This window comes from Primorskyibacter sp. S87 (assembly GCF_049801055.1).
Taxonomy (GTDB): domain Bacteria; phylum Pseudomonadota; class Alphaproteobacteria; order Rhodobacterales; family Rhodobacteraceae; genus JBNAGF01.
Window position 1 is genome coordinate 652,878 of record NZ_JBNAGF010000001.1, and the last position, 26,130, is coordinate 679,007.

The 26,130-nt window shown below is 58.9% G+C and carries 25 protein-coding genes; 12 read left to right on the plus strand and 13 right to left on the minus strand.

Annotated features, from left to right (window positions below; all coding sequences use genetic code 11):
* Positions 1-126: 126 nt before the first annotated feature.
* Positions 127-549 carry a nucleoside-diphosphate kinase gene (ndk, locus tag ACP15U_RS03260; RefSeq protein WP_425043686.1) on the plus strand — a complete coding sequence of 141 codons (423 nt, stop codon included), beginning with the start codon at positions 127-129 and terminating at the stop codon, positions 547-549.
* Positions 550-610: 61 nt separating this feature from the next.
* On the opposite strand, the gene ACP15U_RS03265 is transcribed toward ndk, so the two are convergent.
* Positions 611-946, minus strand: a complete 336-nt coding sequence (locus ACP15U_RS03265; RefSeq protein WP_425043687.1) for a TfoX/Sxy family protein — start codon at positions 944-946, stop codon at positions 611-613.
* 129 nt (positions 947-1,075) lie between these two features.
* Here ACP15U_RS03265 and ACP15U_RS03270 point away from each other — a divergent pair, with 129 nt between their 5' ends.
* Positions 1,076-2,296: a cytochrome P450 gene (locus ACP15U_RS03270; protein ID WP_425043688.1), complete on the plus strand. Its 1,221-nt coding sequence runs from the start codon at positions 1,076-1,078 to the stop codon at positions 2,294-2,296.
* Between the two features lie 7 nt (positions 2,297-2,303).
* On the opposite strand, the gene ACP15U_RS03275 is transcribed toward ACP15U_RS03270, so the two are convergent.
* From ACP15U_RS03275 to ACP15U_RS03310, 8 genes are all read right to left on the minus strand, one after another.
* A complete protein-coding gene (locus ACP15U_RS03275) occupies positions 2,304-4,394 on the minus strand; it encodes a molybdopterin oxidoreductase family protein (protein WP_425043689.1) in 2,091 nt (696 codons plus the stop codon).
* Between the two features lie 135 nt (positions 4,395-4,529).
* On the minus strand, positions 4,530-5,690 hold the full coding sequence (locus ACP15U_RS03280; RefSeq protein ID WP_425043690.1) for an ABC transporter substrate-binding protein: 1,161 nt from the start codon (positions 5,688-5,690) through the stop codon (positions 4,530-4,532).
* A 60-nt stretch (positions 5,691-5,750) separates the two neighbouring features.
* Entirely contained in the window at positions 5,751-7,634 is a 1,884-nt protein-coding gene (locus tag ACP15U_RS03285) for an AMP-dependent synthetase/ligase (protein ID WP_425043691.1), read from the minus strand.
* 5 nt (positions 7,635-7,639) lie between these two features.
* Positions 7,640-8,413: an ABC transporter ATP-binding protein gene (locus ACP15U_RS03290; protein WP_425043692.1), complete on the minus strand. Its 774-nt coding sequence runs from the start codon at positions 8,411-8,413 to the stop codon at positions 7,640-7,642.
* Entirely contained in the window at positions 8,410-9,174 is a 765-nt protein-coding gene (locus ACP15U_RS03295) for an ABC transporter ATP-binding protein (protein ID WP_425043693.1), read from the minus strand. Before ACP15U_RS03295 ends, ACP15U_RS03290 begins: the two co-directional genes overlap by 4 nt.
* Complete coding sequence (locus ACP15U_RS03300; protein ID WP_425043694.1) at positions 9,171-10,268, minus strand: branched-chain amino acid ABC transporter permease; 1,098 nt, start codon at positions 10,266-10,268, stop codon at positions 9,171-9,173. The genes ACP15U_RS03295 and ACP15U_RS03300 overlap by 4 nt, the downstream gene beginning before the upstream one ends.
* 4 nt (positions 10,269-10,272) lie before the next feature.
* A complete protein-coding gene (locus tag ACP15U_RS03305) occupies positions 10,273-11,148 on the minus strand; it encodes a branched-chain amino acid ABC transporter permease (RefSeq protein WP_425043695.1) in 876 nt (291 codons plus the stop codon).
* Positions 11,149-11,226: 78 nt separating this feature from the next.
* Positions 11,227-12,261 carry a zinc-binding dehydrogenase gene (locus ACP15U_RS03310; protein ID WP_425043696.1) on the minus strand — a complete coding sequence of 345 codons (1,035 nt, stop codon included), beginning with the start codon at positions 12,259-12,261 and terminating at the stop codon, positions 11,227-11,229.
* Between the two features lie 191 nt (positions 12,262-12,452).
* Here ACP15U_RS03310 and ACP15U_RS03315 point away from each other — a divergent pair, with 191 nt between their 5' ends.
* Positions 12,453-12,977, plus strand: coding sequence for a hypothetical protein (locus tag ACP15U_RS03315; RefSeq protein WP_425043697.1), 525 nt, complete (start codon positions 12,453-12,455; stop codon positions 12,975-12,977).
* A gap of 18 nt (positions 12,978-12,995) precedes the next feature.
* On the opposite strand, the gene ACP15U_RS03320 is transcribed toward ACP15U_RS03315, so the two are convergent.
* From ACP15U_RS03320 to ACP15U_RS03335, 4 genes are all read right to left on the minus strand, one after another.
* A complete protein-coding gene (locus ACP15U_RS03320; protein ID WP_425043698.1) occupies positions 12,996-15,827 on the minus strand; it encodes an AsmA family protein in 2,832 nt (943 codons plus the stop codon).
* 181 nt (positions 15,828-16,008) lie between these two features.
* Positions 16,009-17,406: an NAD(P)/FAD-dependent oxidoreductase gene (locus ACP15U_RS03325; protein ID WP_425043699.1), complete on the minus strand. Its 1,398-nt coding sequence runs from the start codon at positions 17,404-17,406 to the stop codon at positions 16,009-16,011.
* Positions 17,399-17,731, minus strand: coding sequence for a (2Fe-2S)-binding protein (locus ACP15U_RS03330; protein WP_425043700.1), 333 nt, complete (start codon positions 17,729-17,731; stop codon positions 17,399-17,401). The genes ACP15U_RS03325 and ACP15U_RS03330 overlap by 8 nt, the downstream gene beginning before the upstream one ends.
* A complete protein-coding gene (locus tag ACP15U_RS03335; RefSeq protein WP_425043701.1) occupies positions 17,697-18,818 on the minus strand; it encodes an NAD(P)/FAD-dependent oxidoreductase in 1,122 nt (373 codons plus the stop codon). Before ACP15U_RS03335 ends, ACP15U_RS03330 begins: the two co-directional genes overlap by 35 nt.
* Positions 18,819-19,040: 222 nt before the next feature.
* Between ACP15U_RS03335 and ACP15U_RS03340 the strand changes: the two genes are divergently transcribed.
* The 9 genes from ACP15U_RS03340 to ACP15U_RS03380 all read left to right on the plus strand — a co-directional run bounded on the left by ACP15U_RS03340 (position 19,041) and on the right by ACP15U_RS03380 (position 26,077).
* Complete coding sequence (locus ACP15U_RS03340) at positions 19,041-20,684, plus strand: hypothetical protein (protein ID WP_425043702.1); 1,644 nt, start codon at positions 19,041-19,043, stop codon at positions 20,682-20,684.
* A 108-nt stretch (positions 20,685-20,792) separates the two neighbouring features.
* The gene (locus tag ACP15U_RS03345; RefSeq protein ID WP_425043703.1) at positions 20,793-20,918 is read left to right on the plus strand and encodes a hypothetical protein; all 126 of its coding nucleotides are present in this window, start codon (positions 20,793-20,795) and stop codon (positions 20,916-20,918) included.
* 288 nt (positions 20,919-21,206) lie between these two features.
* Positions 21,207-22,400 (plus strand): tyrosine-type recombinase/integrase, encoded by a 1,194-nt coding sequence (locus ACP15U_RS03350; protein ID WP_425043704.1) that lies wholly within the window; start codon positions 21,207-21,209, stop codon positions 22,398-22,400.
* 164 nt (positions 22,401-22,564) lie between these two features.
* Complete coding sequence (locus tag ACP15U_RS03355; protein WP_425043705.1) at positions 22,565-22,828, plus strand: helix-turn-helix transcriptional regulator; 264 nt, start codon at positions 22,565-22,567, stop codon at positions 22,826-22,828.
* Positions 22,829-22,965: 137 nt separating this feature from the next.
* Positions 22,966-23,385: a hypothetical protein gene (locus ACP15U_RS03360; protein WP_425043706.1), complete on the plus strand. Its 420-nt coding sequence runs from the start codon at positions 22,966-22,968 to the stop codon at positions 23,383-23,385.
* Positions 23,382-24,293: a bifunctional DNA primase/polymerase gene (locus ACP15U_RS03365; protein WP_425043707.1), complete on the plus strand. Its 912-nt coding sequence runs from the start codon at positions 23,382-23,384 to the stop codon at positions 24,291-24,293. Before ACP15U_RS03360 ends, ACP15U_RS03365 begins: the two co-directional genes overlap by 4 nt.
* Positions 24,277-24,699, plus strand: a complete 423-nt coding sequence (locus ACP15U_RS03370) for a hypothetical protein (protein ID WP_425043708.1) — start codon at positions 24,277-24,279, stop codon at positions 24,697-24,699. The genes ACP15U_RS03365 and ACP15U_RS03370 overlap by 17 nt, the downstream gene beginning before the upstream one ends.
* Positions 24,696-25,121, plus strand: coding sequence for a DUF927 domain-containing protein (locus ACP15U_RS03375; RefSeq protein ID WP_425043709.1), 426 nt, complete (start codon positions 24,696-24,698; stop codon positions 25,119-25,121). The genes ACP15U_RS03370 and ACP15U_RS03375 overlap by 4 nt, the downstream gene beginning before the upstream one ends.
* Before the next feature lie 23 nt (positions 25,122-25,144).
* Complete coding sequence (locus ACP15U_RS03380; RefSeq protein WP_425043710.1) at positions 25,145-26,077, plus strand: IS5 family transposase; 933 nt, start codon at positions 25,145-25,147, stop codon at positions 26,075-26,077.
* The last annotated feature ends 53 nt before the right edge of the window (positions 26,078-26,130 follow it).

A 26,130-nucleotide genomic window follows, 5' to 3' on the forward strand; every position in this document is an offset into this window, starting at 1 on the left:
TTGCGTGGATTGCTTCGGGATCCTCTTCCCAAAGCTGTCCGGGCGTGTTACGCGGCGCGCGACATGTCGCGGTCGGGTCGATACCGGCCGCTGTTTTTCGCCTCAGTTTCTCAAGGAGATCGCCCGATGGCACTGGAACGCACCTTTAGCATCGTCAAGCCCGACGCAACCCGCCGCAACCTGACCGGCGCAATCAACGCCAAGCTGGAAGGCGCTGGCCTTCGCATCGTTGCGCAAAAGCGCATTCACATGACCAAAGAGCAGGCCGGCAAGTTCTACGAAGTCCACAAGGAACGCCCGTTCTATGACGAACTGTGCGAGTTCATGTCCTCGGCTCCGGTTGTCGTTCAGGTTCTGGAAGGTGACAACGCCATCGCCAAGAACCGCGAAGTGATGGGCGCAACCAACCCCGCAGACGCGGCACCGGGCACCATTCGTGCCGAGTTTGCCGAGTCGGTTGGTGAAAACTCTGTCCACGGTTCCGATGCACCGGAAACGGCCGCGGTTGAGATTGCCTATTTCTTCTCGGGCATCGAACTGGTCGGCTAAGAAACCGACCCTCGGTTTCCGCGGCTCGGATCTTGTTTCAAGATCCGGGCCGTTTTTTTGTTCAGTCGTTGCGTTTCTCGATCACACCGATGGCGTTCAATGTCGCCTCCAGATCCGAACGGCCCTTGTCAAAGGCGCGGTCGACCAGCGTGTCGAAACGCTTTCGCAACGCCTTCTTTTCCTCTCCCTTACAATCGTTCCATGGGCGTCCCTGCAAGGCCATGACGAGCACGTAGTAGCCAATGAAATGCGGGCGCGACCCGGCTTTCAGCAGCCTCTCATAGGCCGCATCCGCCCCAAGGGCGCGCAGGTCATCGGCGCTGTGGATGCCAGCGCGGGCGCAGCTTGCCTCGTAGGCTGGACCAAGATTGCGGATCGAAGAGACAGGTTCGGTCATGGCGGCAATCTAGCGCTGCTCCCCGGGGCTGTCACCCGAGACTGCAATGGTCGCTTGACCGGTTGATCCCGGCTTGACAGTCACAAATGCCGGACAGACCGTGGCCACAACCGATATGGGGAAGAATATATGAAAGTTCCGGGCGAGACGATTGGTGATCTTGATCTGGCACATCCGCCAGCTGGCTTCGTCGATGATCCGTTTCCATTCTACGATGCGCTTCTGGCGCATGCACCTGTGTTGGACCAGCCGGACGGTTCGGTGCTGTTGTGCAAACACGCCGACCTTGATCGCATCTATCGGGACACAAAGGTTTTTTCGTCAGACAAACAGGCAGTGTTTGGCCCCAAATTCGGGGTCGGCTCACCGCTGTTCGAACATCATACGACCTCTTTGGTTTTCTCGGATCCGCCGCTGCACACGCGGGTCCGCAAGATCATGACATCAGCTCTGACGCCGCGGGCGATCGCGCGGATGGAGCCGGGGCTGATCGACACGGTTGATCATCTGCTGGACCGGATGCAGGGGCGCGAAACGGTGGATCTGATCGATGATTACGCAGCGTCGATCCCGATCCAGATCATCGGAAACCTGCTCGATATGCCGATGGATGAACGTGATCCCCTTCGGGACTGGTCGCTGTCCATTCTGGGCGCGCTTGAGCCGTCTCTAACGGAGGAACAACTGGCGCGTGGGCACCGCGCGGTGGAAGAGTTCAAGGACTACCTTACGGATCTGATCGCCCGCCGCCGCGCCCGGCCCGGTGACCCGGAAACCGACGTGCTGACACGGCTGATCCGGGGCGAGGGGGCCGATGCGCAGCTCTCGGAGATCGAGTTGATCCAGAACTGCATTTTCATTCTGAACGCCGGGCATGAAACGACCACCAATCTGATCGGCAACGGGCTTGCGCTGTTGGCTGACCATCCCGATGAAAGGGCGCGTTTGCAGGCCGACCTGTCCCTGATCAACCCGGCGATAGAGGAAATGCTGCGGTTTCGTTCGCCCAACCAGTTCGGCAATCGGGAGACCAAGGCAAAGGTCGAAATTGGCGGGCGGGTGATACCGGCGGGCACCAACCTGCATCTGTGCATAGGGGCTGCCAACCGGGATCCCGAGGTATTTGCCGACCCGACCAAATTCGATATCTCGCGCAAGCCCAACAAGCATCATGCCTTTGCTGGGGGCCCGCATATCTGTGTGGGCCTGACACTAGCCCGGCTCGAGGGGCGGATCGCCATTGCCCGCTTCTTGCAGCGTTTCCCGCGATTCCGGATTCTTCCCGGGCGCGAAAACGGAGGACGGATCCGGTTCAGGGGCTACGCACGCCTGCCTGCGGCCCTTGGCTGAACCAAGCTCAGGCTGGTGCGAGCGTGACCGGAACCCCATTGAAGGCGGCATTTCCGGTGACAGGATCCACGCGCCTGTCGTCAGTCAGATCGTTGATCGAAACCGTCCCTGCCGCCTTGGCCGTGCGCATTGTCTCTTGCGACTGACCCCAGCCTTGCGGGATCGAAACCACGCCCGGCGCCATTTCATCCGTCACCTCGGCATTCAGGGTCAGTTCACCGGCCCGCGCCGAGACCCGCACCGGCGCGTCGTCTTCGATGCCCAGCCGTGCTGCGTCCTCGGGGTGTATCTGAATGGTGCAGCGGTTCCGGCCCTTGACCAGTCGTGCGCTGTTCTGGGTCCAGCTATTATGGCTGCGCACCTGCCGCCGGCCAATCATAACGATTTCTCCGGTTCGGGCGCTGGCCGCGTGCTCCAGCAGGCGTGGGAGGTCGTCCACAAACACCTGCGGGGCAAGGTTCAGCCGCCCGTCCGGGGATTCGATCCTGTCGGTCAGGTTTGGGGTCAACGGGCCAAGATCGACGGACCCTTTTGCATCAAGGAGCCCTTCGACGGTCAGGTCCGGGTGGTTGCCGAGCGACAGCATGACCGACAGCTTCTCTTCTGGTGTGGGGCCAAGATCGTTGGCGCCGGTCAACCGTGCAATGAGCCGTGCAAGCACTTCCCATTCCTGCGGATTTCCAGCCGGAGGGTCAAACAGGGCGCGCGCATAGGCGGCGGTATTGCGAACGGCAAAGGTGTGAAAGACCATGTCATACATGACTTCCTCGAGCGCCACGGTACCCGGAAGGATCAGGTCGGCATGGCGGGTCGTGTCATTGACGTGGATGTCCAGCGAAACCATGAAATCCAGCGATTTCAGCGCCTCTTCGATCCGCCGACCGTTTGGTGCAGTCAGAACAGGATTGCCAGCGACGGTCATCAACCCGCGGATCTGGCCGGGGCCGGGGGTTTCCATCTCTTCGGCCATGACCGCGACGGGAAACTCACCATTGTAGAGCGGCTGCCCCGACACCCGTGAATACGCCGAGGGGTAGCTTCGGGTCTTGCCCTTGCGTGATGTATTGGCGACGTAGTCCACCGCTGGCAGGGTGAACATCGCGCCACCTTCGCGGTCGAAGTTGCCGGTAATGATGTTGAGAACGTTGTTCGCCCACTGGCAAAGACCGCCGAAGCTCTGGGTTGATGCGCCCATTCGGGCATAGCTGACGGCATGGGGCGCGGCGGCGAAATCTCGGGCAAGCTGGCGGATCACGTCGGTGTTGATGCCGGTGGCGGCGGCTGCCCGCTCTGGTGTGAAGGGGTGCACTGCCTCGCGCAGGGCCGGCATACCTTCGATGATCGCAGCAAGATGCCCCATGTCCTCGGTCCCGTCGGCAAGGACCTGATGGATCAGCGCCAGCAGCAGCACTGCGTCGCTTTCGGGGCGGATAAACAGGTGCTCGCCCGCCTTTTCCGCGGTCTCGGTGCGACGTGGGTCAATCACAACGACACGACCACCGCGGGCCTTGATCTCGTCGATCCGGCGCCCGAACCCCGGTGCGGTCATCATGGACCCGTTGGACACCACCGGGTTCCCGCCGATGATGAGCATGAAGTCAGTGCGATCGATATCCGGGATCGGCATCAGCATGGGATGGCCCATCATATGAATCGAAGCGACATGGTGCGGAATCTGATCGGCGGTGGCGGAACTGTAGCGATTGCGCGTTCCCAGCGCCCCGACCAGCCCCGGCAGCATCATCTGGTTGCCGAATTTATGGGCGTTGGGATTGCCCAGATACAGCGCCATTGCATCGGCGCCATGTGCCTCCTGAACGCTGCGGATCTTGTGCGCAGCGAAGTCCAGTGCCTCGTCCCAGTCTACCTCGTGGAATGCGCCATTGATCTTGCGAAGTGGGTGGGTGACACGGTCGGGATCGGTGCGGAAATCCTGCAAAGCGACAGCTTTTGGGCAGATATGTCCGCGCGACAGTGGATCGTCCTTGTCCGGCTTGACCGAAATCACTGTTTCACCGTCATGGGTGATGGTCAGGCCGCACATGGCCTCGCAAATATTGCAGGTGCGAAAATGGGTTTGTGTCGGTTGTGGAGACATGGCTGACCTTGCTGGGCTGGGGATCACGGTAGGCGGGGTGTTCTGCCCGCTTTCGATCCATTGCAGTGGCCGGAAATCCGTGGGTCGATGCCCGGGATAGAAGGGGCGCCCGCGGCAGCGGGCGCCCTGTTTGCATCACTCTTCGTGGATCTTCTTCCAGTTGCCGTTTTCGACAACGCTGACATAGACGGAATCGGCGCCCTGATGATCGTCGGGGCCATAGGTCATGTGGTTGCCGACGAGATCATCGGTGTAGTCAAGCGACTCCATCGCGGCGATAAAGCTCTCGTGGGTCAGATCCGGGCCTGCCGCCTCGAGGGCCATAACCATCATTTTTGCCGCAGAGTAACCGAGCATGGCAAATCCAACAGGGTCTTCGCCGGTGGCGGCCTTGTATTCCTCGATAAAGGCCTTGGGCGCGGCTTCATCGGCGCGGGCCCAGAGATCCTGCCACGACGCGGCCGCATAGAAACCTTCGGTGACACCGCCCGGAACCTTGGCCACCACGGTCAGGAAGCTGGCTGACGTTCCGAGGAATTTCATATCCGCCAGGCCCATCTTCTTGGCGGTGCCGACGATCGTGATCGCCTGACGCACACCAACCGCCATCGTGACGATGTCGCAACCAGCTTCTTTCAGCTTGGAGAGCGATCCCACAAAGTCGGTCTCGTCCGGCTTGTGGGTGGTCTCCGCTGCGAAGGCAATGCCTGCCGCTTCGGCGCCAGCTTTCGATCCTTCAAGGATTTCCTTACCGAAATCGGTTGGCAGATACATCGAACAGACGTTCTTCGAACCAAACTCTGCCGCAAGATACTTCACACCGACCTCTGCCTGATCGAAATAGCTCGAGAACGAGGTAAACTTGTTGTCCATCGGGTCTTGAAGCATCTGGCGCGCGGCCGAAAGGGGCGCCACGTTCGGGATGCCCTTGGGGTCAAGCAGTTTGAACCCGGCAAGGTTCATCGGTGTTCCGAGGCTTTGCAGCATGGCGAACACCTGATCGCGATTCAGCAGCTTGTTATAACCCTGCATGGCGCGTGGCATCTGATAGCCATTGTCCTCGACGACGTAGCGGATCTTGCGGCCATGCACGCCGCCGGCTTCGTTCACCTTGTCGAAATAGACATTGGCGCCTTTTACCGCGGGCACGCCGACAGCAGCGAAGATGCCGCTGAGATCACTCACCGCGCCGATGATGACCTCGTCATCCGTCACACCCTGCGTTTCCGCCTGCGTCATCGTCGCGGCAGCGGTCAGCGCGGTGGCTGCGGCCAATGTCTTGAAGAGATGTTTCATTTGGTTCCTCCCTATGGACCTCTTGTTGTCTCTTTTGGTTTCGGTCGTTTCAGACCCTGTTCAGTACATGTCCTCGATCAGATGGCCGTGACGCTTTTCGACATAGCTGCGTTTGAGCTTCATCGTCGCGGTCAGTTCCTCGTCTTCGGCGGTCAGCAGCACGTCGATCAGACGGAAATCCTTGATCTGTTCGACGCGGGCAAATTCCTTGTTCACGGCATTGACCTCTCCGGCAATCAGGTCTGTTACTTCCTTGGCCGCACATAGCGACGCGAAGTTCGAGAACGGCACCTTGTGATCCTGAGCGTATTTCTCGACGTTCTCCTGATCAATCATTATCAGCGCGGTCAGATACTTACGGCGGTCCCCGATGATCACTGCATCCGAAATGTAGTGGCTGAACTTCAACCGGCTTTCGATCTCGGCAGGGGTGATGTTCTTGCCGCCTGCCGTGATGATGATGTCCTTGAGCCGCCCGGTAATGGTAACATAGCCGGCTTCGTCCACGCGCCCGACATCGCCGGTTCGCAGCCAGCCGTCATCTGTAAAGGTTTCAGCGGTCTTTTCGTTATTACGCCAGTAACCCTGAAAATTGTTCAGCCCGCGGGTCTGAATCTCGCCGTCATCGGCAATGCGCAGGTCATAGCCGGGGATCGGTTTGCCAATGGTGCCAACCGTATTTTCGTGACGGGTGTTCATGGTGGCAAGGCCCGATGTCTCGGTCATGCCATAGCCTTCGACAAGCGGAACACCGATGGACCAGTACCATTTCAGCAGTTCCGGTGAGATTGGTGCCGCTCCGGTGCCGCCCCTTCGCATTTTGTCAAAGCCCAGTATGCGGCGCAGGTTGCGCAAAACCAGCCGGTCCCAGACCCAGTAATTGGCAGCGACCCCCGAGGGCACTTCCTTTCCGGCCAGCATGTAATCGGCCCGCTTGGCCCCGGCTTTCAGCGCCAGACCATAGGCAGCGCGCCCGATCGGAGTGGCTTCCTGCACGAGGATGAGAACCTGCGAATAGATCTTCTCCCAGACGCGGGGAACGGCAGTGAAGGTGTCGGGTGAAACCTCCTGCAGATTGTTGAACACCGTCTCGGGGCTTTCGGCGAAATTCACCACGCATTTCGCGGCCAGTGGGAAATAGATCGAAACATCGCGTTCGAGGATGTGGCAAAGCGGCAGGAAACACAGCTGGTTGTCGCTTTCGAGGCATTGCAACCGTCGCGCGCCGGCCTCAATCGCCGCCATGATGTTTTCATTCGACAGCATGGCGCCTTTGGGCATTCCGGTTGTCCCGGACGTATAGATCAGCAACGCGGTGTCTTGCGGTTGCGCCTTGTCGATTTCTTCTTCGAAAGCTCCGGGATTCCGGGACTCGGCAAATTGCCCGATCTCGTAGAGGTCGCCTATGAACATGCAACGCGGATGATCCAGATCGAGCAGGCCTTCATTCTCAAGAATGATAACCTCTTTCAGTCCGGGCATTTCATCTTCGTGGCTGAGGAACTTGTCGAGCTGTTCCTCGTTCTCAACCACGAGAAACCGGCTGTCGCTGTCATTTACGAGGTAGGTCAACTGCGATCCGGAATCGGTGGTGTAGACGCCCGATGCAATGCCGCCGACGGCCTGGATGCCCATGTCGAAATAGGCCCATTCCTTGCGGTCTTCGGACAGGATCGAGACGACCTCTCCGCGTTTCAGGCCCAACTTTTTCAAAGCCAGCCCGATCCACTTGGCATGGTTCCAGTAATCGTCCCAGGTGTAGGATTTCCAGATGCCCAGATCTTTTTCACGGTGCACGGTCCGCCAGCCCATTTCGGCACAGCGTTGCTTGAAGAGCTGAGGAATGGTGACGCATCCATCGACCTGCACGGGTCGCTGACCGGCATCGGCATTGTAGGTGACACCGTTGATCACCACGGATTTCAGAGGGGTTTGCACGTTCATACCACTTACCTCCAGGTCTTCTTACGTTTCCAGCGACGGGTTTCCCGCGCCCCTTCTTCCTGAACGCCGAGATAGAAGTTCTGAATATCTTCCGAGGCCATCAGTTCTTCGGTTGTGCCGTCCATCACGATGCGACCGACCTCCATGACATAGCCGTTATGGGCCAGTTCCAGTGCGGCAGAAGCATTCTGTTCCACCAACATCATGGTCATGTTCTGCTCCTGATTGAGGCGACGCAGAATCCCAAAGATCTCCTTGACCAGAATTGGTGAGAGACCCAGCGACGGTTCATCCAGCAGCATCACTTTGGGGTTGGCCATCAGCCCGCGTCCGATGGCAAGCATCTGTTGCTGGCCACCCGACAGTGTCCCGGCTTCCTGATCTCGGCGTTCGGCGAGAATTGGGAAATAACTGAACACCAGATCCCGGTCTCGTTCGATCTGCGCTTTGTCAGTGCAGGTATACGCGCCCAGAGACAGGTTCTCGTTCACGGTCAGCAGCGGGAACACCTCGCGTCCCTCGGGAACATGTACAATGCCGCGTTCCACCACCTTATGTGGTTCGAATCCTTGAATCTCCTCGCCTTCAAAAGTGATCTGCCCCTTTTCGGGATCCATCACGCCAGAAACCGTTTTCATCAAGGTGGTCTTGCCTGCGCCGTTGGCCCCGAGGATCGACACCACACGGCCAGGATGCACATCGAGCGACACGCCGCGAATGGCCATGATTGGACCGTAAAAGCTTTCGACATTGCGGATTTTCAGAATGGGATCGCTCATGCCGCATGTCCCAGATAGGCTTCGATCACCGCGGGGTGCGATTGCACCTCGGCCGGGGTGCCAAGCGCCAGCATCGCACCATCGGCCATGGCCAGAACCCGGTCAGAGACACCGGAGACCAGCCCCATGTCATGTTCGACCATCAAAACGGTGATGCCCATCTGCCTCCGGATATCGTCGATCCACCAGCGCATATCCGTGGTTTCCTCGACGGACAGGCCCGAGGCCGGTTCATCCAACAGCAGCAGCTTTGGCCCGGTGGCCAGCGCCCGGGCGACCTCAACCACCTTGCGAACACCATAGGGCAGTCCGGCGATCATCTTGTCCCGATAAGCCTGCAGATCAAGAAAATCGATGATCTCCTCTACCATGTAGCGGTTCTTTTTTTCCTGCCAGCGTGCGGAGGGGGTAAAGAAGATCTCCTGCAGCAGGTTGGTGGAACGGTGCCGATGGCGCCCGACGAGAAGGTTCTGCAACACGGTGGCATGATCGAACAGTTCGATGTTTTGGAAGGTTCGCGCCACACCGTATGCGGCCACGCCCGACGGTTTGACCTTCAACAGGTCATGACCGTCGAACCGGATTGATCCAGCATAAGGGTCGTAAAACCGGGAGATCAGATTGAACACAGTCGATTTGCCCGCTCCGTTGGGGCCGACGATGGCAAAGACCTCGCCTTCCTCGACCGAAAAGGACAGATTGTCCACCGCCGTCAGACCACCGAATTTAAGGGTGACGTCCTTCAACTCCAGCAGGCTCATCTCAGGCGCTCCGTCTTGAGGTAGGATTTCTGACGTTTGAACATGTCTTTCCGGTAGAAGGGGAACAGTTCGAACCATGTCCGCACCTTCAGCCAGCGGCCATAGATACCCATCGGTTCAAACAGGATGAACAGGATCAGGATCATTCCGAATATGCCGAATTCCAGCCCCGGAATGGCGACAGTGCCGCCTCCGAACACAGCGCCGACATATTCCTTGGCGATCGATAGAAACTGCGGCAGGAACCCGATCACGATCGCACCGAAAAAGGCGCCGTGGATCGAACCCAGCCCGCCAATCACGATCATCATCAGCAACTGGATCGAGATGACAACAGAGAAGGTCTCGTTGTTGAAGGCCCCCGCATAGAGCCCCATCAACGCCCCGGCCCAACCCGTTACCATGCAGCTCAGACCAAAAGAGATCGTCTTGGTCCGGGAGATGTCGACACCCATCGCCTGTGCCGAAACCTCACTGTCGCGGACTGCAATGAAAGACCGGCCCAGCGGCGCCCGCAGCAGGTTGATGTAGCCCAGTGTCACGATCACAGTGACAACCAGAGTCAGCCAGTAAAATGCATTTGGCGTGCCCCAGCGATCGACGGTGAACCCGAAGATATCCACGCCGCCGATATACTTTCCGGCGACACCGCCTGTAATCGGTTCGGTCAGCACGATGATGTCGTCCATCAGGATCGACAGGGCGAGCGTAAAGATCGCAAGGTAGATCCCATGCAGCCGAAGGGCCGGGACGGCGATGGTGGCCCCGATCACACCGGTTAGAATTCCGGCTACAGGAAAGGCGATCAGAAAGGGAACACCGGCCTCGATCAGGATGACATTGGCATAACATCCAATCGCCAGAAACGCAGCATGGCCGAGGCTGGCCTGCCCGGTGTGGCCGGTCAACACCATCAGCCCCAGTCCGGCGATGGCCCAGATCAGCACATTCGTCAGCTCTCCAAGATAGAAGTCGTCCAGCAGCCACGGGGCAGCGAAGACCACCGCCAGCAGGATCAGGTAAAGGCTCAGCTGATATCCGTGCTTCCACGGGCGGATATCCTGCATGTAGTTGGTTTTGAATACGATCCGCATCTGGCTATACCTTTTTCACGCGAACTTGGCTGAACAGCCCGTGCGGGCGGAAAATCAGCACCGCCAGAAGCAGCGCATAAGGAGCAACCTGACTGTAGCCCGCAGCGATATATCGGCTGGCGAAAGGTTCGATCACACCAACGATGAGACCGCCCGCCAGGGCACCGGGAAGGCTGCCAAAGCCGCCGATCACCGCCGCTGCAAAGGCCTTGATGCCCATAAGTCCGGTGTTCGGGTCGACGGATCCCTTGGCGGCAAAAAGGATCCCCGCAACACAGGCCACCACTCCAGCAAGGGCCCAGATCAGCCCCTGAACTCGTTTGACGGGAATCCCCATGTAATAAGCCGCAAGCTGGTTTTGCGACGCGCCCTGCATCGCAAGCCCCAGTTTCGTGCGCGAGAAGAACAGGTAGAGACCCCATGTCAGCAGCAAGGTAACAACGATGACGGCCACGTCTTCCATCCCCAGCACGAGGCCGCCAAACTTGACCTCTTTGCCGGCAAGCGGGTTTTGCAGCGTATGGGGTTCATGCCCCCAGATCAGTCCGGCCACGAACCGGATCACGAACCCCAACGCGATGGTCAAGATCACCACGGCGGTCTGGCTTTCGCCGAACATCAACCGGATCAGGAACCGGTCGAGCAGATAGCCGAGCACGGCCATCAGACCCAGCGATATCGGCAGCGCCATCCAGAAGGGCAAGCCCATATACTCGGTGTTTGTCAGTCCGATGGTGATAAAGGCGCCCAGCATCATCAGATCGCCCTGGGCAAAGTTGACGGCCTCTGTCGCCTTGTAGATCAGCACGAAGCCAAGAGCGATCAGGCCGTAAACACAGCCATTCGCCAGCCCGCTTATCAGCAGCTGCAAGTTGTCCAAATTTTTCCTCCCCGGCCGCATTGATGCAGCTCTTTGTTCACCTGGCAAGGGCTCCTCATTCCCCGGCCACGCAACCCACTATGGCGTGATCATCACCTTTCCGTCAGTCTTTTTCAGCGCTTCAGGCAAACCTGACACAACGTCACCAAGTTTCAGATGGGTCGAAACGTCGGTTTTCCAACGTCCGTCGGCGAACCGCGCCTGTACTTCTGCAATCACCCGCATCTGATCGGCGGGCGGTGTGGAGCGCATCCACGAGGTCAGCCAAAAGCCCTCGATGCGTTTGCCCATGAAGATGAACTGGCCCATCTGGGTCAGTTGCGGCGGTTCGGCGCTGAGCTTGCCATAGCTGATCCAGCGGCCTCCGTTCGGCATGGCCGTAAAGATCTGTTCCGAGATCTGGTCTGACACAGCATCAAGGAAGACTCTGGGTTTCAGTGCCTTGCTGATCGCGACGAATTTGCTGATCATCTCCGGGTCGGTGGTGACGAGAACCTCTTCGGCGCCCAGTGCCTTGAGCGGTTCGACGGCGTTGTCCCGGCGAACCATCGCGATGGGTTTCAGCCCCAAGTCACGGCCAAGCGATGTCATCAGCTTGCCCAACTGGCTGGTCGCGGCGGAAATGATGAAGGAATCGCCGGCTTCGCGGGCAATATCAACCATTGCCATAGCGGTCAGCGGGTTCACGATTTGGGCGGCCCCGTCGTCATCAGAGACGTCGGGGCGCAGCGGTATGCATGTCATCGCTTCGGTCATGGCATACTCAGCCCAGGCTCCGGATCCGCCGGGCGAAGCAACAAAGCTCACGCGTTGTCCCAACAGGCCTTCGGCACCTTCGCCGGCGGCGACCACATCGCCGCATCCCTCAAAGCCCGCGGGTGTGCCCTTGATCCGGGGCTGGCCATATTCGCCTTTGATGAAATGCAGGTCCGATGGATTGACCGATGCAACGCGCAACCGGATCAACACCTGACCGGGGCCGGGCGTTGGCACCGGGATTTCGGCAGTTTCGAGATATCTGGACGCATCGGTTATGGCCGGGCCTTCGGCAGTGCCGGAATAACCGTCACCCTTCTGCAGCAGCGCGGTCATGGTCTGGGGCAGGGCTGTCATGTCTGATCCTTTTGGCATGCAGGGGAGAAGGTGTTATCGAATGGCGGCATATCGGGTGGCCTCCTGTCAACAGCCCTGTTTCGGTTCCGTGGGGTAATGGGGCGGCTTTCGGACTCTTGGCACAGCGCGCGGCAAATGGCAGTCTGGAAACGCCGCAGTGCATTTTGTCTGCAAGTTAGAAGGACGTGATCATGAGACAAGCAGTTTGGGCATCTTTTCTGATGTCGGCCGGGTTGCTGGCGACAACGGCTGCGGCAGAAGGTGAGCCGGAACAGTGGGGAGAGTCCGGATCGTGGAAGATCCTCGTGGATCAATCCAATGGCAACGGGTGCTTTGCGCAGAAGGATCTTGAAAGCGGCGCGCGAGTCGAAATCGGGTTTGCGCCCGTGCGTGGCGGCGGGTTCTTTGCGGTGATGCACCCCGACTGGACCGACATCGAAGACGGGCAAAAGGCCGTGATCGAGTTCGATTTCAAGGACGCCCGGTTTGCAGGCGAAGTGGTCGGGGCAATTCGGCAGGGGCTGCCCGGCGGCTACGCCTATTTCGACAACCCCGCATTTGCAGACGAATTCGGCAAGCGCAATGTCGTGACAGTCAAGGGCGAACAGGAAGACCGGGTCGTCGACGTGAACCTCAAGGGCAGCATGAAGGCCATCGGGGCGGTCAAGGAATGTCAGAAGCAACAGCCCGACCCCAAGCCGGCCGAATCCAATTAGAAAGGCTGCAAATCAGCTTTATTGCAGTTGACGGGCATCCGGCTTGCACGGCTGCCGGTCAGCGGGCATGGCGCCCTCGCGTTGCTTGGGACGGGAGCCGCCAACCAGCAGTTTGAAATCCGGCGAAGACAGCCGCCCGGTCACCTGAAAGGGCCAGGCGCTGCGGGACAGGGGCTGGCCGACGCGTCGTGGCTCGGCCCTGAGTGCGATCGTGTCACCCTTCCAGTCGATTCCGCCAGCTGCAACCAGTTGCACCGATTTCGTCTCGAGCACGACCGCATTGGAATTCACCTTGCCGCCGTTGATGCTGAGCGGGGCAACGATGCAGACGATATCGGTGTATCCCTGCTGCCTCTCCTTGGAGAACAGCCACGGGAAAACACCCAGACCCGCCAGTTCTAACAGGCTGCTTGCAATTGCGCCCTGTCCCATTGACACGGTAACCGATCCCGCCATCGAGTTCACAAATGCCTTTGCCGAGGTCAGGTTGCCCGACAGGTTAAACCGGCCTCGGACCTTGCCGCGCGCGTCCAGCGAGACCCCCGCCAGATCCAGCAGTGTTTTCAGGCGCCACCCGCTGGTGTTGCCGCTGATGGTGACCCATCCGGGATTTTTCACCAGATCCGACCCGGCGTGAATGCTGAAATAGCCGCCACCATAAGTCACTTCGACCGGCCCAAGATCAACCTTTCCATCGCGCGCCGTCAGGGCGCTGACCAAGCGGGTCACCCCTTCCTGTCCGGCAATCTTCTCGATCTCGATCGCCAGTTCCAGATCGGTTTTCTTGAGCAGGGTATCCGGATCCAGCAGATCCGCCGCGTCACGCTCTTCTGCGGGCAGGACCAGCGGTTGCACTTCCGGGCCGTCATCTGTCGCCGCGTCGTTGGCAGCAGTCTCTTGTGCGTTGCCCCCATCCTCTTTCTGGTCTTTCGCGGTATCTTCGAGCACCAGCGGCTGCACTTCCGGGCCGCTGTCTTCTGCGTTCTCCGATGTCGTTTGGGTTGTGTCCGGGTCTTCCAGAACCAGTGGTTGCACCTCCGGAGGCTCCTCGGACAGGGCCTTTGACAATCTGTTGATGTTCTGGATTCCCAACCGGAGATCGGCCACATCGATAAAATCGCTATAAAGCCGTCCACGCACCACCGGAACGCCGGAATTGGTGTCACCGCTGAGTTCCAGGTCAATCCGCGATTTGCCGCTGCGCAACCCATATTTGGTATCCAGCCTGTGCTGGCTCGACTTGGCGCCGAATGTCAGTTCGAATTCGCGGCCTTCGGTGGCTTCGATGCCCATCGGGGCAAAAAACTGTCCTGTATCCGGAACGTCGAGGTCAAAGGCCATCGCGAACCCGTCCAGCCCGAGAATGTCGGTCATGGAAGCGTTGAAATCGAGCGACCAGAGCGTGCTGCCTTCGGTCCGGGCCGTGAATTCCGACAGGGTGAGATGGCCGGGCGCGTCATTGAGCGCGAAACTTGCGACGGCTTTTCCGTACTGCCGCGCCACGTCGGACCCGAGCTTGCCGAGCATAAGGCTGGCCGAAGCGGTCAGGGTTCCCTTCAGATCGATCTCTTTGAGCTCCAACACGTTGCCCAGCGCGCCTTTGGCGACAAGTATCGGGGCCTCCTCAGGACCGGCTTGAAGGTGAATGTTGTCAAAGGCCAGATGGCCTTCTTCGGTGCGGTGGATATGGCCCAATGATATCGGGCCGACCTTGTTCAGATCGCGCTCGAATGCGTTGGTGTTCAGGAACAGGGTTTCGAATTCCAGATTTCCGCGGTCGCCGACGATATGGGCTTCGATCCCTGTCAGTTTAAGGTCTTTGAGCGCGCGGGCCTTGGGCGGCGGCGCGTCCTTTGGGTGCAGTCGGGCGTTCACGTTGATGTCGACATTTGTGCCGGTGATCAGATCCTCGGTAGTTGCTTCGATCAGCAGGTGTTGCCCTTCGCTGAACTCTATATCGGTCAGGAACCGATCCACGACCAGCGGGCCGGTGCCCCATTCGAGATCCGCTTCGATTGTGCCTTGCCCGTCCAGAACCGGGGCGAGGGCCAGAACTTCCAGAAGATCGGCAATCTGACCGCTGTCGAGATCAAACCGCCCCTGCCACAGGTCGGGCGTGCCCGGGGCAGGGGCCCCGTCAAATGTGATGACCATGTTTCCGAACTCGGCTCGTGTGGTGAATGCAGCCCCGCGTGGATAGGTTCCCGCAATGGTGAATTCCTGCTCGTTTACCTTGCCATCGCTTTGCAAGGTCACGGTTTGGCCCCCGTCCTTCTGTTCGAGATCCAGAGCATTCAAGTCGAACGTGAAGTCGAACCCTGTTTTTTCGTCGACCGTGGACAGACCGATTTGCTTGAATTGCGCAGTTCGAGTGGACAGGAACGACAGAATGCTGTTCTGCCTGACATTTTCAGGTTCGTCATCGTCTTTGGTGTCTGCGGTGTCCTGTTGCTCGATCTGGTACCAGTTTCTGGTCCCGTCTTGCTGGGTCAGCAGGTCGACCTGAAGCCCATGAACGAGAAGATTGTCCAGATCCACGGTGCCGCCGACGAGTTTCATCAGGTCGACATCTAACTCCAGACGTTCAAGTTGGGCCAGCGTGTTTCCGGCGATGATCTCGCTCGGGATTTCGACCTGAGAAACATGCAGCCGGCTGATCGGAGCAAGAACGATACGCACATCGCCGTTCACTTTCAGTCCGTGTTGCAGCTGTTCGCTGAGCACCCGTTCGACCAGATCGGCGCGCATCCGGGAAAAGAACGGCGCCGCAAGAACGACTGTGACCACGACAATGGCGACCACGATCAGACCGGCAAAGACAGCCAGAAGGCGCAGGTATCGTCGGGGCATGGTAGCCTCCGTTCTGAGTAATTCCGGTTGGCCGGGCTCAGACAGCACCCGGCACAGTTGCAGCTTAAGTCATGCAGGCCATTGAGCAAAATGGAAAATTCTGAATTTAGTTTGCCGTTTCAGGCTCTGCCGCACGTCCGTTCCATCCAAAAACAGAGCCGTTGCAGGCCCACACTCGGCGTCAAGACGATTGAGTTTCGTCCGCGGCCAACGAGGCCAGCTCGCCCAGCGTTACCGGTTTGACCGGATTACGCGCGCGGGGCGGGATGGCAGGCGGGATACCCCGTTGTTCCGAAAGGATCCCGCGCACGGTCGCATCGCACATGCGTCCCTGACAGGGTCCCATCCCGGCCCGCGTGGCCGTCTTGAGCAGCCGGTGACCTGTCGCGCCTTCGCCGATGGCCTGTCGCAGTTCGCCGGCCGTGATCTCTTCGCATCGGCAGACAATGGTTTCATCCGGCGGCGTCAGGAACTCTTTTGGGGGGGCATAGAGGGTATCAAGCAGCGGGCGAACCGACCGGGCACACAGCAGCCCGCCCAGATCGGCGGCAGAGGTCTGATTGCGGGCATCGGCGCTGATCCGCCCCAACCGAAAAAGAATATCCCTCGCGGCCAGCCGGCCAGCGAATTTGGCGGCATCTGCCCCGGCGATCCCAGAGCCGTCCCCGGCCACGTAGATCCCGTCGACGCTACTGCGCCCCCACTGGTCGGTGACGGGGTGAAAACACTGTTGCAAGGGACTCCAGTCATGGGTGATCCCGGCAGCTCGGGTTATGCTTGTCGACGGTATCACGCCCTGATGGGTCAATAGCAGCCTACATGTCAGGTTCTGTTGTTCGCCACGGCTGCGGAACGAGAAGCGCAGGCTTCCACCTGTTTCCGCATCGGCGCGGAAACCGGATGCGCCGGTAAAGCGCGGGATGCCGTGCGCCCTGATCTTGTAAAGAAGCGCCATCCCCTTTCTCAGAACCGGAATGCCCAGAGTCGCCCGCGGCAAGTGTCGCAGTCCTGCCAGTAATGCAGTTCGCGATCCCGTTTCGACCAGCGCCAAAGGTGGAGTTCCGGCATCGATCATTTGTGCGGCCATCAGATAGAGCAGCGGGCCTGACCCGGCCAGCACCGCGTCGCGCGGCAGCATCGCTGCATTCTTCATCAGGATCTGTGCCGCTCCTGCCGGCATGACCCCCGGCAATGTCCAGCCGGGAAAGGGCACCGGGCGCTCCTGCGCGCCGGTGGCCAGCAGCAGAAAAGGCGCTTTGCTTGTATGGCTCTGACCGTCCCGCGACCATGCAACCTTTGGGCCGGCATCGATGCGCCAGACCGTGGCGCCAAAGATCCGGGTGATGTTGGGATGGTCCAGAGCATCTACCAATGCAGCACCCTGCGCATAGTCCTGGCCCAGCCAGTCGAACCGGTCGCGGTTTCGGTCGACATCGCGATAAATCTGACCGCCGGGAGCGGGTTGATCGTCAAGCAGCAAGACGCGCGCGCCTGCCCGGGCCGTCGTCGCCGCGGCGGCCATTCCAGCCGGGCCGGCGCCGATGATGATCAGATCGGGTGGCAGTTCCGGATCAGTCATCAAGGCTCTCCTGACCCGGTAACCCCCTTTGCCGACGCACTACCATCCCGTCGCGGACCGGGGTGATGCAGGCCTGAACATTCTTGCGACCGTCGACCTCGACCATACAATCGAAGCAAATACCCATCATGCAATAGGCCGTCCGGGGCGCATTTTCGCGCGGTGTCAGGCGGCTTGCGGATCCCGAATGGGCCAGCAACGCCGCGGCAAGGCTGTCACCCTCGCGCGCCACAACGGTTTCACCGTCGACCGTCAGCCGCAGGTCAGAGCCTAGCGGTTCGCCCGGGCGCTCAGGCAGCCTCAGAAATCTTGAATCTATGCTCATCGAACGGGTCCAGTTCAGGGGCGTCAGATGCGCCTTCTATCCATTTTGCAAGCGCACCGGCATGGTTCGGGGCCAGCGTTACGCCGCTGTGACAAGTCACGAGACAGGCATCGGGGTGGTCGGGGGACCTTGCATAGACCGGGTAGCCATCCCCGGTCATGATCCGTAATGCGCCCCAGCTGCGCAGTACACTAACGCTGGCCAGCGCAGGCAGCACATCCACTGCGTGCCGGGCCAATCCGGCGGTCTTGCCCAATGTGTCATTGTCATCCAGCCCCACCTCGGCCTTGGTTCCGCCGATCTGGATGCCGCCTTCGTTGACTTGCCGGATTGTGCTGGACAGAAAAGGCAGGTGGGAGCCCAGCTTCTCGGTGATCAAAAGCTCACCCCGCTGTGGTCGCACCTTGGTGCGGAAACCGAGCTGCGGCGCGAGTGTCATCGCCCCCAACCCGGCGCACAGAACCAAACGTCCGGTATGGCGAAGTTGTCCCTGACGGTCGCGCAGGGCAAATCCACCGCCCGGCGTTGGCGAGATCTGATCGACATGAACGCTTTGTTCCACAAGGCCTCCGCGACGCCGGACGGCGCGGCCCAATGCGCGCAGCAACAGCAGCGGGTTCACATGCCCGTCGCGCGCGCAGTAAGTCGCGCCTACGACAGCAGGACCCAAGGACGGGATGCGGCGCCGAACTGCCTCTCCCGAAAGGGTTTCGCAGGGCAGATCATCGACCAGTGCTTCTTTCTGAAGCGCGAGATCGCCGGAAAACTCAGCGAATTCGGTTTCGTCGGTAAAGAACTCGTAGCCGCCGGGTTGCTCCAGTTTCACATCCATTCCGCTGATGTCGGAGAGGGTGGCGGCAAATTCCGGCCATGCGGCGACCGCCTTGCTTGTCCAATGTGCATAGGCCGGATAGCGCGCGCCCTTACCCTGTAGCCAGACCAGCCCGAAATTCCCCTGGCTGGCCCGCAAGTCGCCATCGGCACCGTCAAGCACGGTGACACGCTGCCCTGCATCCAGCAGCCCCAATGCCACGGACAGGCCGACGATACCGCCTCCGATGACAGTGATGTCAGTTTGCGTCGTCACGGTGTCTCCTCCCCGGGTTTCATGGCACAATTTCCGGCCCTGTGAAACTCAGCTTTTGAGACCCATACAGGCGAAAGTTTTCGTGCGGGCCAAAGGCCCCAGTACTGAATGCTCTGGTTGGATGCGGGTTTATGGTATTCTGCGCTGAAGGGTTATACAAGGCAGGGACAGGATACAGGCGCGCGAACCGCATCCGGGCAGGGTTTCACGGAGGCATTTACGATGACTGAATTTGATCTGGGCACCTATTCAAGGGCGATAACCACCCGTTCCGAATCCGCCAAAAAACAGTTCGATCAGGGGCTGGTCTGGTTGTACGGCTACAATCACGAAGCGGCCGCCGCCTGTTTCGAACAGGCAGCCAGGGCAGATCCGAACTGTGGAATTGCCCATTGGGGCATCGCTCATGCGATCGGACCCAACTATAACAAGCCCTGGGACTTCTTTGAGCCCGATGAAAAGGTTGAGACCCTGAAAAAGGCGCATGAATCCATTGCAACGGCCGTCGCGCTGCGGGATGACGGGTCCGCCGTTGAGGCTGCGTTGATCGATGCACTGGCTCACCGGTTTCCTGATGACCCCGAGATCGAGGATTACGGCCCATGGAATGACGCCTTTTCCGACTCGATGCGAAAGGTCAATGCAGCCTTTCCCGATGATCTGGATGTCGCCTGCCTGTTTGCCGAAGCATTGATGAACCGAACCCCTTGGCTGTTGTGGGACCTCAAGACCGGCCAGCCTCGGGAAGGTGCCTCGACCGTCGAGGCACGGGCGGTGCTGGAACGGGCCTTTGATGAATTGCCCGGTGCATGGAGCCATCCGGGTCTGCTGCACATGTATATTCATCTCATGGAGATGTCGCCGACCCCGGAAAAGGCATTGTTGCATGGTGACCGGTTGATGGATCTGGTGCCTGACAGCGGCCATCTTGTGCATATGGCAACCCATATCGATGTGCTCTGTGGTGACTATCAAAACGTGGTTCGGCGCAATCGACAGGCAGCTGTGGTGGACCGCAAATACGAGGCGGCAGCCGGGGGCGAGAATTTCTATACCGTCTACCGAATTCACAATGTTCATTTCGAAGCCTACGGCGCGATGTTTCTAGGTCAGCCCGACGTGGCCCTGGCCGCGTCCGAAGAGCTGATGCGGATGCTGCCCGAGGACGTGATCCGTTTCTTCCCGGATCTGTTCGAAAGCTTCTATGGCAAGAAGATCCACGTCATGGTGCGTTTCGGTATGTGGCAAGCCATTCTCGATGAGCCGTTCCCGCCGGACGCCGAGCTGTTCTGCTATACAACTGCTGCCATGCATCAGGCCCGCACCATCGCACTAGCCAATCTGGGACGGTCTGGCGAAGCCCAAATGGAACGGGAAACCGCCGTGGCGGCGCGCAAGGCCGTGCCCGAAAGTCGCCTGGTTTTCAACAACACCGCCGAAGACGTGCTGATGATCGGCGAAGCGATGATGGATGGTGAACTGGCCTATAAGTCGGGGCAGGTCGAAGAGGGGCTGGGCCATCTGCGTCGCTCGGTCGAACTGGATGATTCCCTGGTCTATGACGAGCCCTGGGGTTGGATGCAGCCGACCCGGCACGCGCTGGGCGCATTGCTGATGGAGGCCGGGCAGTTCGAAGAAGCCGAGGCCGTCTATCGCGCGGATCTGGGGCTCGACGACACGCTGGCGCGCGCGTGCCAGCATCCCGGCAATGTCTGGAGCCTGCATGGCCTGCATGAATGTCTCGGCCGGCGTGGTGAAGAGGTTGAGGCGCGGCACATCAAGCTGCAACTGGACAAGGCCGCGGCCCGTGCCACCGTGCCGATTCATGCGTCGTGTTTCTGCCGCAGTAAGTCCAGGGCGGCCTAGAGCCGAATACGGAATAGTGCCCAAACGACTACTCGTGTCGAAATTCGGCGACGTCAGGGAAATTCGCCCTATCATGCATCGGAAGAGGCTTGGTTGCGGAGGCCACGAATGAAACCAACGAGGATCGCAGTCATGCTATTCGTCTGCATGGCAATGACGGGCTGTGAACCCTCCGGTTCGCAGGGCAACCGCCAGTCCTACAAGGACTATGCCCATGTCTATGCGGGGCCGTAGAAATCCGGTGCAGTTACTGCCTAGGAGCGTTTCCATTGAAACGAAACAGGTCGGTGGCTGCCGCTGTTCTACCGCAGATCAAATTAGATCAAGCCAGTGGAAATTGGGAAATTGGCTCCGGCGGTAGGGATCGAACCTACGACCAATTGATTAACAGAGCACAACTATAGATTGTAAACGAACGGGTTTCATCGGGTAACCTACTGCAAAACATATAAAAACTGTGTTCCACCTTCATCTCCGGTTGGGCGCTTGGTGGGTTAGGTCGTATTACGTCAGGAACGAATGTTGCAGAAACTGTTGCAGAGCCTCGATATGCCCAATCTCGCGAACCTACGTTCCCGCCCGAAAATTCAGGCGATCAAGCCGTCGAAAGGCAACACGGTGTTCTATCGTCATGACGGCGACGCATTCCAAGGTTTGCGTCTTGCTGTTGGTAAGCAGACCAAAACATGGGTGATGTCAAAGCGGATCAGCGGAAAAGTCCGATCCATAACCGTCGGTCGTTGGCCTGAGATCGCGAATGGCGAAGCGGCGATGGATGTCGCGCGTGAGAAAGTCGCTGCCCTCGAGGCCGGAACGGATGCTGCTGCAACACAAGTTGTGACACTCATGGACGCTTTCGAGTCTCACATTGCTCGGTCTTCGGCAAAGCCCGAGACAAAGGACAACTATCGTCTTCAGATAAAAAACCATCTCGCCGACTTGTTTGGCAAACCTGTCGAGCGGATCACTTTGCCGATGCTGGAGATTGCGATCAAAGGCAAGTCGCCCTCAACGCAACTCCATCTGGCGCAGATCATTAGAATGGCCTTCCGACGGGCCTCAACGTTGCGACGTTGTTTCGATGTGTCGGCGGACCTCGAGGTTATGGAAAAGCACAAGCCGGCAAGTCATGTTCTCTTTGATCCGCAAGAAACGTGGCCTGCGGTTGACCTCATCCTGGGTCGACGAAGTCTCGTCCATCGAACCGCATGGCTGACGATGCTGTTCGCAGGGTTCCGGTCACTCAACACTCGAACACTGACATGGGATCAGGTCGATCTCGAGCGCAAAACAATCACACTCAACGAAATGAAGAATGGAATGACCCGAACCTTTCCCGTCGCAGACGTTCTGATTGAGGCGCTGACACGCCTTCCGCACCGTGAAGGGTATGTGTTTCCGGCAGAGTCGCGCACCGGGCACATACATCAACTCATGGCCTTTACGACCACCGTTGGACACGGGAGGGCAGCGCACGAGGTCAAAGTCCTGCGCCAACATGATTGCCGCCGTCTCTTCACCACCGCAGCACGCCGGGCTCGGTTGCCTGATTACATCATCAATGAGTTGCGTGGCGATACCCCGAAGAGCGTGCAGGACATCTACGATCAAGGCTCGGCCAACCACGAAGACGCTAACAAGATCGCCGACCGCATCATTACGGAGTGCGGTCTAACACCTGATTTCGTACTTGATCGGATCAAAAGCGGCGCATAATCGTAAACACATAACATGCCCCATCTCGCACGCGACCTTCCGTGAGATGAGGCCGTGATGCAGAGTCAGGATTAACGCCCGTTAGCGGGCCCTAAGCAAATGCGATCCTGAGCGCGAAGGCTTAAGCACACGGTCAACGGCTTCATTCTGAAAGGATGAAACCCTTGACCGAGATTGAACTCTCAAATGAACTGTCCGCCTTGCGCGAAAAGGTCGATTTAGTTGCAGATCAACTGACCCGCATCGGTGTTGGTCCGAAACTTATGACCACGCCAGAGTGCGCGGAATTTCTTGGCTTTGGCAAAGACATTATTTTCGAGTGGCGAAAGAAGGGGATTGGACCGCCATATCTTTCAATCACCGAACGTACGCTGAGATATGATCGTGACGCTGTGTTCCAATGGGCGCGGTCGCATGAAGTGAAGTAACCGGAGCGGGGATCGGGACCTCGCTCCGGTTGGCATTGTCGATGTTGTAAAGGCGTAGCCGATTACTAGTCGGTTTTCGTGGACATGCCCACCACAGTTAAAGGTCTCGATCGTGCTCCCCAAAAAAGAGAACGATTATGAATGATCTCATCCGAAACTGCCTCATAGATGAAGTGATCGTGACGAGAGAGAGCGGACGTTATGTCGTCACTCTCGATTGCATGACCGACAAAGGCGCGACGTTTATCTCGGTGCTCAAACCGGACAACACGTTCGGTGCGCGTAAAAATGATTGGAGCCTGTTGCAGCGTATGCTCGAGGTGAACGACCTCGAAACAACGCCGCCTCGCGACAACTACAACTTCGGCCCCATCTACCGGCAACTGCGCCATCGCTTCTTCCGGTTCAAACTGCGCCCGTGGAAACGCGATCCCTCGCAGCCAACACCCGGCGCAACGATCCTCAAGATGAAACCCATCGACCCGTTCCCGTATCCCGAGGAAGTGGTCGATGAAGACGTCTGCGACGCGATCCTCAGAATGGGAGGCGCGTCATGAAGTACGCAGACATCGCACCAAAGCTCTTCGATAACGGTTGGCGTAACATGATCCCGCTGACCCACGCGAAAGGCACGACGGTCAAGTGGGGCGCTTTGCAGCATCAACCGATGACTGAGAAGACGCTCGACTGGTTCATCAACAGCAGTTTCTTTTCGCCCGACACGCGGCGCATGATCCGAGGCGGTGATTGTGAACGCATCGGCATGGTGCATGGCGCGTGCCACGGCATCGTCTCGATAGACATTGACGAGGAGGACGAGCAGGCCGCGCTCGCAATTCGGGCGCACATCGAAACGCACCTACCACCCACTGACTTTGTGCGCGTCGGAAAGTCGCCCAAGATGCTGCTCATGTATCGCGGCAGTGTGCGGTCGCAGAAGCCTCATCCGATTGAGATTTTCGGGAGCAGCGGGCAGATCGCGGCATTTGGGATGCACCCGAAAACGCAGCGCCCGTATCAGTGGATCCACGACATGTCACCGCTCGACGCGTCGCCAGAGGATTTGCCCGAGATCACGGAGAAGCAGGTCCGCGCGTTTCTGTCTGAGATTAAAGCCGAGAAGGTGGTGATACGTCGCTCAAGCGGACATCGCGTGACGTTGTTCGATTGGGGCGTGCTTGCGGCTGAGCGAAAGGTCGACGGCGTGAATGCCGCAGCGCGTCAGTTGCAGAACATTTCGGACGGCAATCGCAACAACGTGCTGTTGTCCGTCACAGGATACGTCGTCGGAGAGCTCGGGTGTTCGCCTGAGGAGGCCGTCGAGTTCGCAGACAAGTGGTTCCCAGCAGCATGTCGAACGGAGGAGTACGCAAACCTCGACGACGTTGTGCGACGCATGGCCGAGGAGGGAGTGCGGAAATGGGAAACGACAGATTGGGATTTGGAAGATGAGAAAGCTAGATAAAGCAGACCCGAACAAGCAGTCGCGCAAATTCCGTGTTTCAGCCGCTGAATGGTTCGCCGTCACGGACGAGGGTATTTCGCATGTCATGAAAAAGGACGACGAGAAGTTGGTGTTGCCGCTGACGTTCTCCAAGTTCGAAGTGACGGGGTTTCTGGAACCCATTGACGAGGATGCGGCGCGAGGTTTGCACATCGACCTCGGTGATCGGAAAGTCGTCGTCAAGCGCGGTGACATCGCGAAGCGGGATCAAATGGCCGCGTGGCTGGCCGATCACGGCGTGCGATACAACCCGGATGGTGTGTCGAAACTCCTGAAGTACGTCGCAATGTGGTACGGCGACCCGATCACCGCCTACACGTCAAATGGGTGGCAGAAAACCGCGCCTTTGTCGTTGGAGACCGGGTGATCAATGGAGAAGGCGTCACGCTAATGCCTGACGCAAACCTGAAATATGGCACCTCAACGACACTCGACGAATGGCGGACGGAGGTATTGTCGCGTGCGCATCAAAAGCCAGGTTGGTTGCTTGGCATTCTCGTCGGCTTGTCTTCCCCTGTCCTGGAACGTGTCAACGCGCCGAACGGCGCTTTCTTCAACTTTGCCGGTCAGTCGCGCACGGGCAAAACCTACGCCCTGATGGCAGGTGCCGGATGCTGGGGCAAGCCGACTAAAGACGGATGCCTACGGTCGTTCAACACGACGGTCGCGGGTGCCGAGGGCCTCGCGCGTGAGGCGGCCGACGTTGGATTGTTCCTCGATGAGTTGTCGAAAGCTGCCACCGCTCAGAAGGCTTTGTTGCACAAATCGGTTGAGGGATTCACTGTGTGAATCCAGCGTGATAGCTGTGCGTCATGAGCAGTTGGGCCCCCACGAAATACAAGACCAGGAATTGGTCATCTTACAATGAGGCGTTGAGACGGCGCGGGTCGCTGTCGATTTGGTTTGACCCTGATATGGTCTGGGTTCCGCCACCGAGCGGCAAGCGCGGTCGGCGACACAGCTTTAGTGATGCTGCGATCCAAACCTGCCTGACGATCAAGGTGCTGTTTGGCCTTCCGCTCCGACAGACGACAGGCTTTGTGGAAAGCTTGTTGCAGTTGGTCGGGCTGGACTGGGCAGTTCCCGATTTCAGCACGCTGTGCCGCCGCCAGAGGACGCTGAACGTGGACCTGTCGTATCGTGGCAGTACCGGCCCGCTGAACCTTCTGGTTGATAGCACAGGCATCAAAGCTGAAGGTGAAGGCGAATGGAACGCACGCAAGCATGGCGGTCCCAAACGACGCATTTGGCGCAAGATACACATAGGGATCGACGAGGAAACGTTGGAGGTTCGAGCGGTCGAGGTTACCAGCAGCAACATCGGTGACGCGCCCATGTTGCCTGAGTTGCTGAACCAGATCCCCAACGACCAGGACATCGGATCAGTAACCGGCGACGGGGCCTATGATACGCGCAAATGCCATGACGCGATTGCCGCCCGGAATGCCCACGCTGTCATTCCGCCGCGTAAGAACGCCAAGCCGTGGAAACCCAGCAGCGCCGGAGCCATCGCCCGGAACGAAGCGGTTAACGCCTCACGATACTTGGGCCGCGCCATTTGGCGACAATGGAGCGGATACCACCGAAGAAGCCGTGTCGAGACCAAGATGCACTGTGTGAAGCTGATGGGGCAAAGTCTCATGGCGAGAGACTTTGATCGGCAGGTCGCAGAGATCCAAATCCGTGTCGCAGTCCTCAACCGCTATACCGCTCTTGGCATTCCCGTCACAGAAGCCGTAGGCTAAATCCGTCCGGGGAAAGGGGAAGTCCCATCCTCACAGGATTTGTGCAACAAAGC

Coding starts and splice junctions, on each gene's coding strand:
- ndk (WP_425043686.1), top strand. CDS start 127: ATGGCACTGGAACGCACCTTTAGCATCGTCAAGCCCGACGCAACCCGC.
- ACP15U_RS03265 (WP_425043687.1), bottom strand. CDS start 946: ATGACCGAACCTGTCTCTTCGATCCGCAATCTTGGTCCAGCCTACGAG.
- ACP15U_RS03270 (WP_425043688.1), top strand. CDS start 1,076: ATGAAAGTTCCGGGCGAGACGATTGGTGATCTTGATCTGGCACATCCG.
- ACP15U_RS03275 (WP_425043689.1), bottom strand. CDS start 4,394: ATGTCTCCACAACCGACACAAACCCATTTTCGCACCTGCAATATTTGC.
- ACP15U_RS03280 (WP_425043690.1), bottom strand. CDS start 5,690: ATGAAACATCTCTTCAAGACATTGGCCGCAGCCACCGCGCTGACCGCT.
- ACP15U_RS03285 (WP_425043691.1), bottom strand. CDS start 7,634: ATGAACGTGCAAACCCCTCTGAAATCCGTGGTGATCAACGGTGTCACC.
- ACP15U_RS03290 (WP_425043692.1), bottom strand. CDS start 8,413: ATGAGCGATCCCATTCTGAAAATCCGCAATGTCGAAAGCTTTTACGGT.
- ACP15U_RS03295 (WP_425043693.1), bottom strand. CDS start 9,174: ATGAGCCTGCTGGAGTTGAAGGACGTCACCCTTAAATTCGGTGGTCTG.
- ACP15U_RS03300 (WP_425043694.1), bottom strand. CDS start 10,268: ATGCGGATCGTATTCAAAACCAACTACATGCAGGATATCCGCCCGTGG.
- ACP15U_RS03310 (WP_425043696.1), bottom strand. CDS start 12,261: ATGACAGCCCTGCCCCAGACCATGACCGCGCTGCTGCAGAAGGGTGAC.
- ACP15U_RS03315 (WP_425043697.1), top strand. CDS start 12,453: ATGAGACAAGCAGTTTGGGCATCTTTTCTGATGTCGGCCGGGTTGCTG.
- ACP15U_RS03320 (WP_425043698.1), bottom strand. CDS start 15,827: ATGCCCCGACGATACCTGCGCCTTCTGGCTGTCTTTGCCGGTCTGATC.
- ACP15U_RS03325 (WP_425043699.1), bottom strand. CDS start 17,406: ATGACTGATCCGGAACTGCCACCCGATCTGATCATCATCGGCGCCGGC.
- ACP15U_RS03330 (WP_425043700.1), bottom strand. CDS start 17,731: ATGAGCATAGATTCAAGATTTCTGAGGCTGCCTGAGCGCCCGGGCGAA.
- ACP15U_RS03340 (WP_425043702.1), top strand. CDS start 19,041: ATGACTGAATTTGATCTGGGCACCTATTCAAGGGCGATAACCACCCGT.
- ACP15U_RS03345 (WP_425043703.1), top strand. CDS start 20,793: ATGAAACCAACGAGGATCGCAGTCATGCTATTCGTCTGCATGGCAATG.
- ACP15U_RS03360 (WP_425043706.1), top strand. CDS start 22,966: ATGAATGATCTCATCCGAAACTGCCTCATAGATGAAGTGATCGTGACG.
- ACP15U_RS03365 (WP_425043707.1), top strand. CDS start 23,382: ATGAAGTACGCAGACATCGCACCAAAGCTCTTCGATAACGGTTGGCGT.
- ACP15U_RS03370 (WP_425043708.1), top strand. CDS start 24,277: ATGAGAAAGCTAGATAAAGCAGACCCGAACAAGCAGTCGCGCAAATTC.
- ACP15U_RS03380 (WP_425043710.1), top strand. CDS start 25,145: ATGAGCAGTTGGGCCCCCACGAAATACAAGACCAGGAATTGGTCATCT.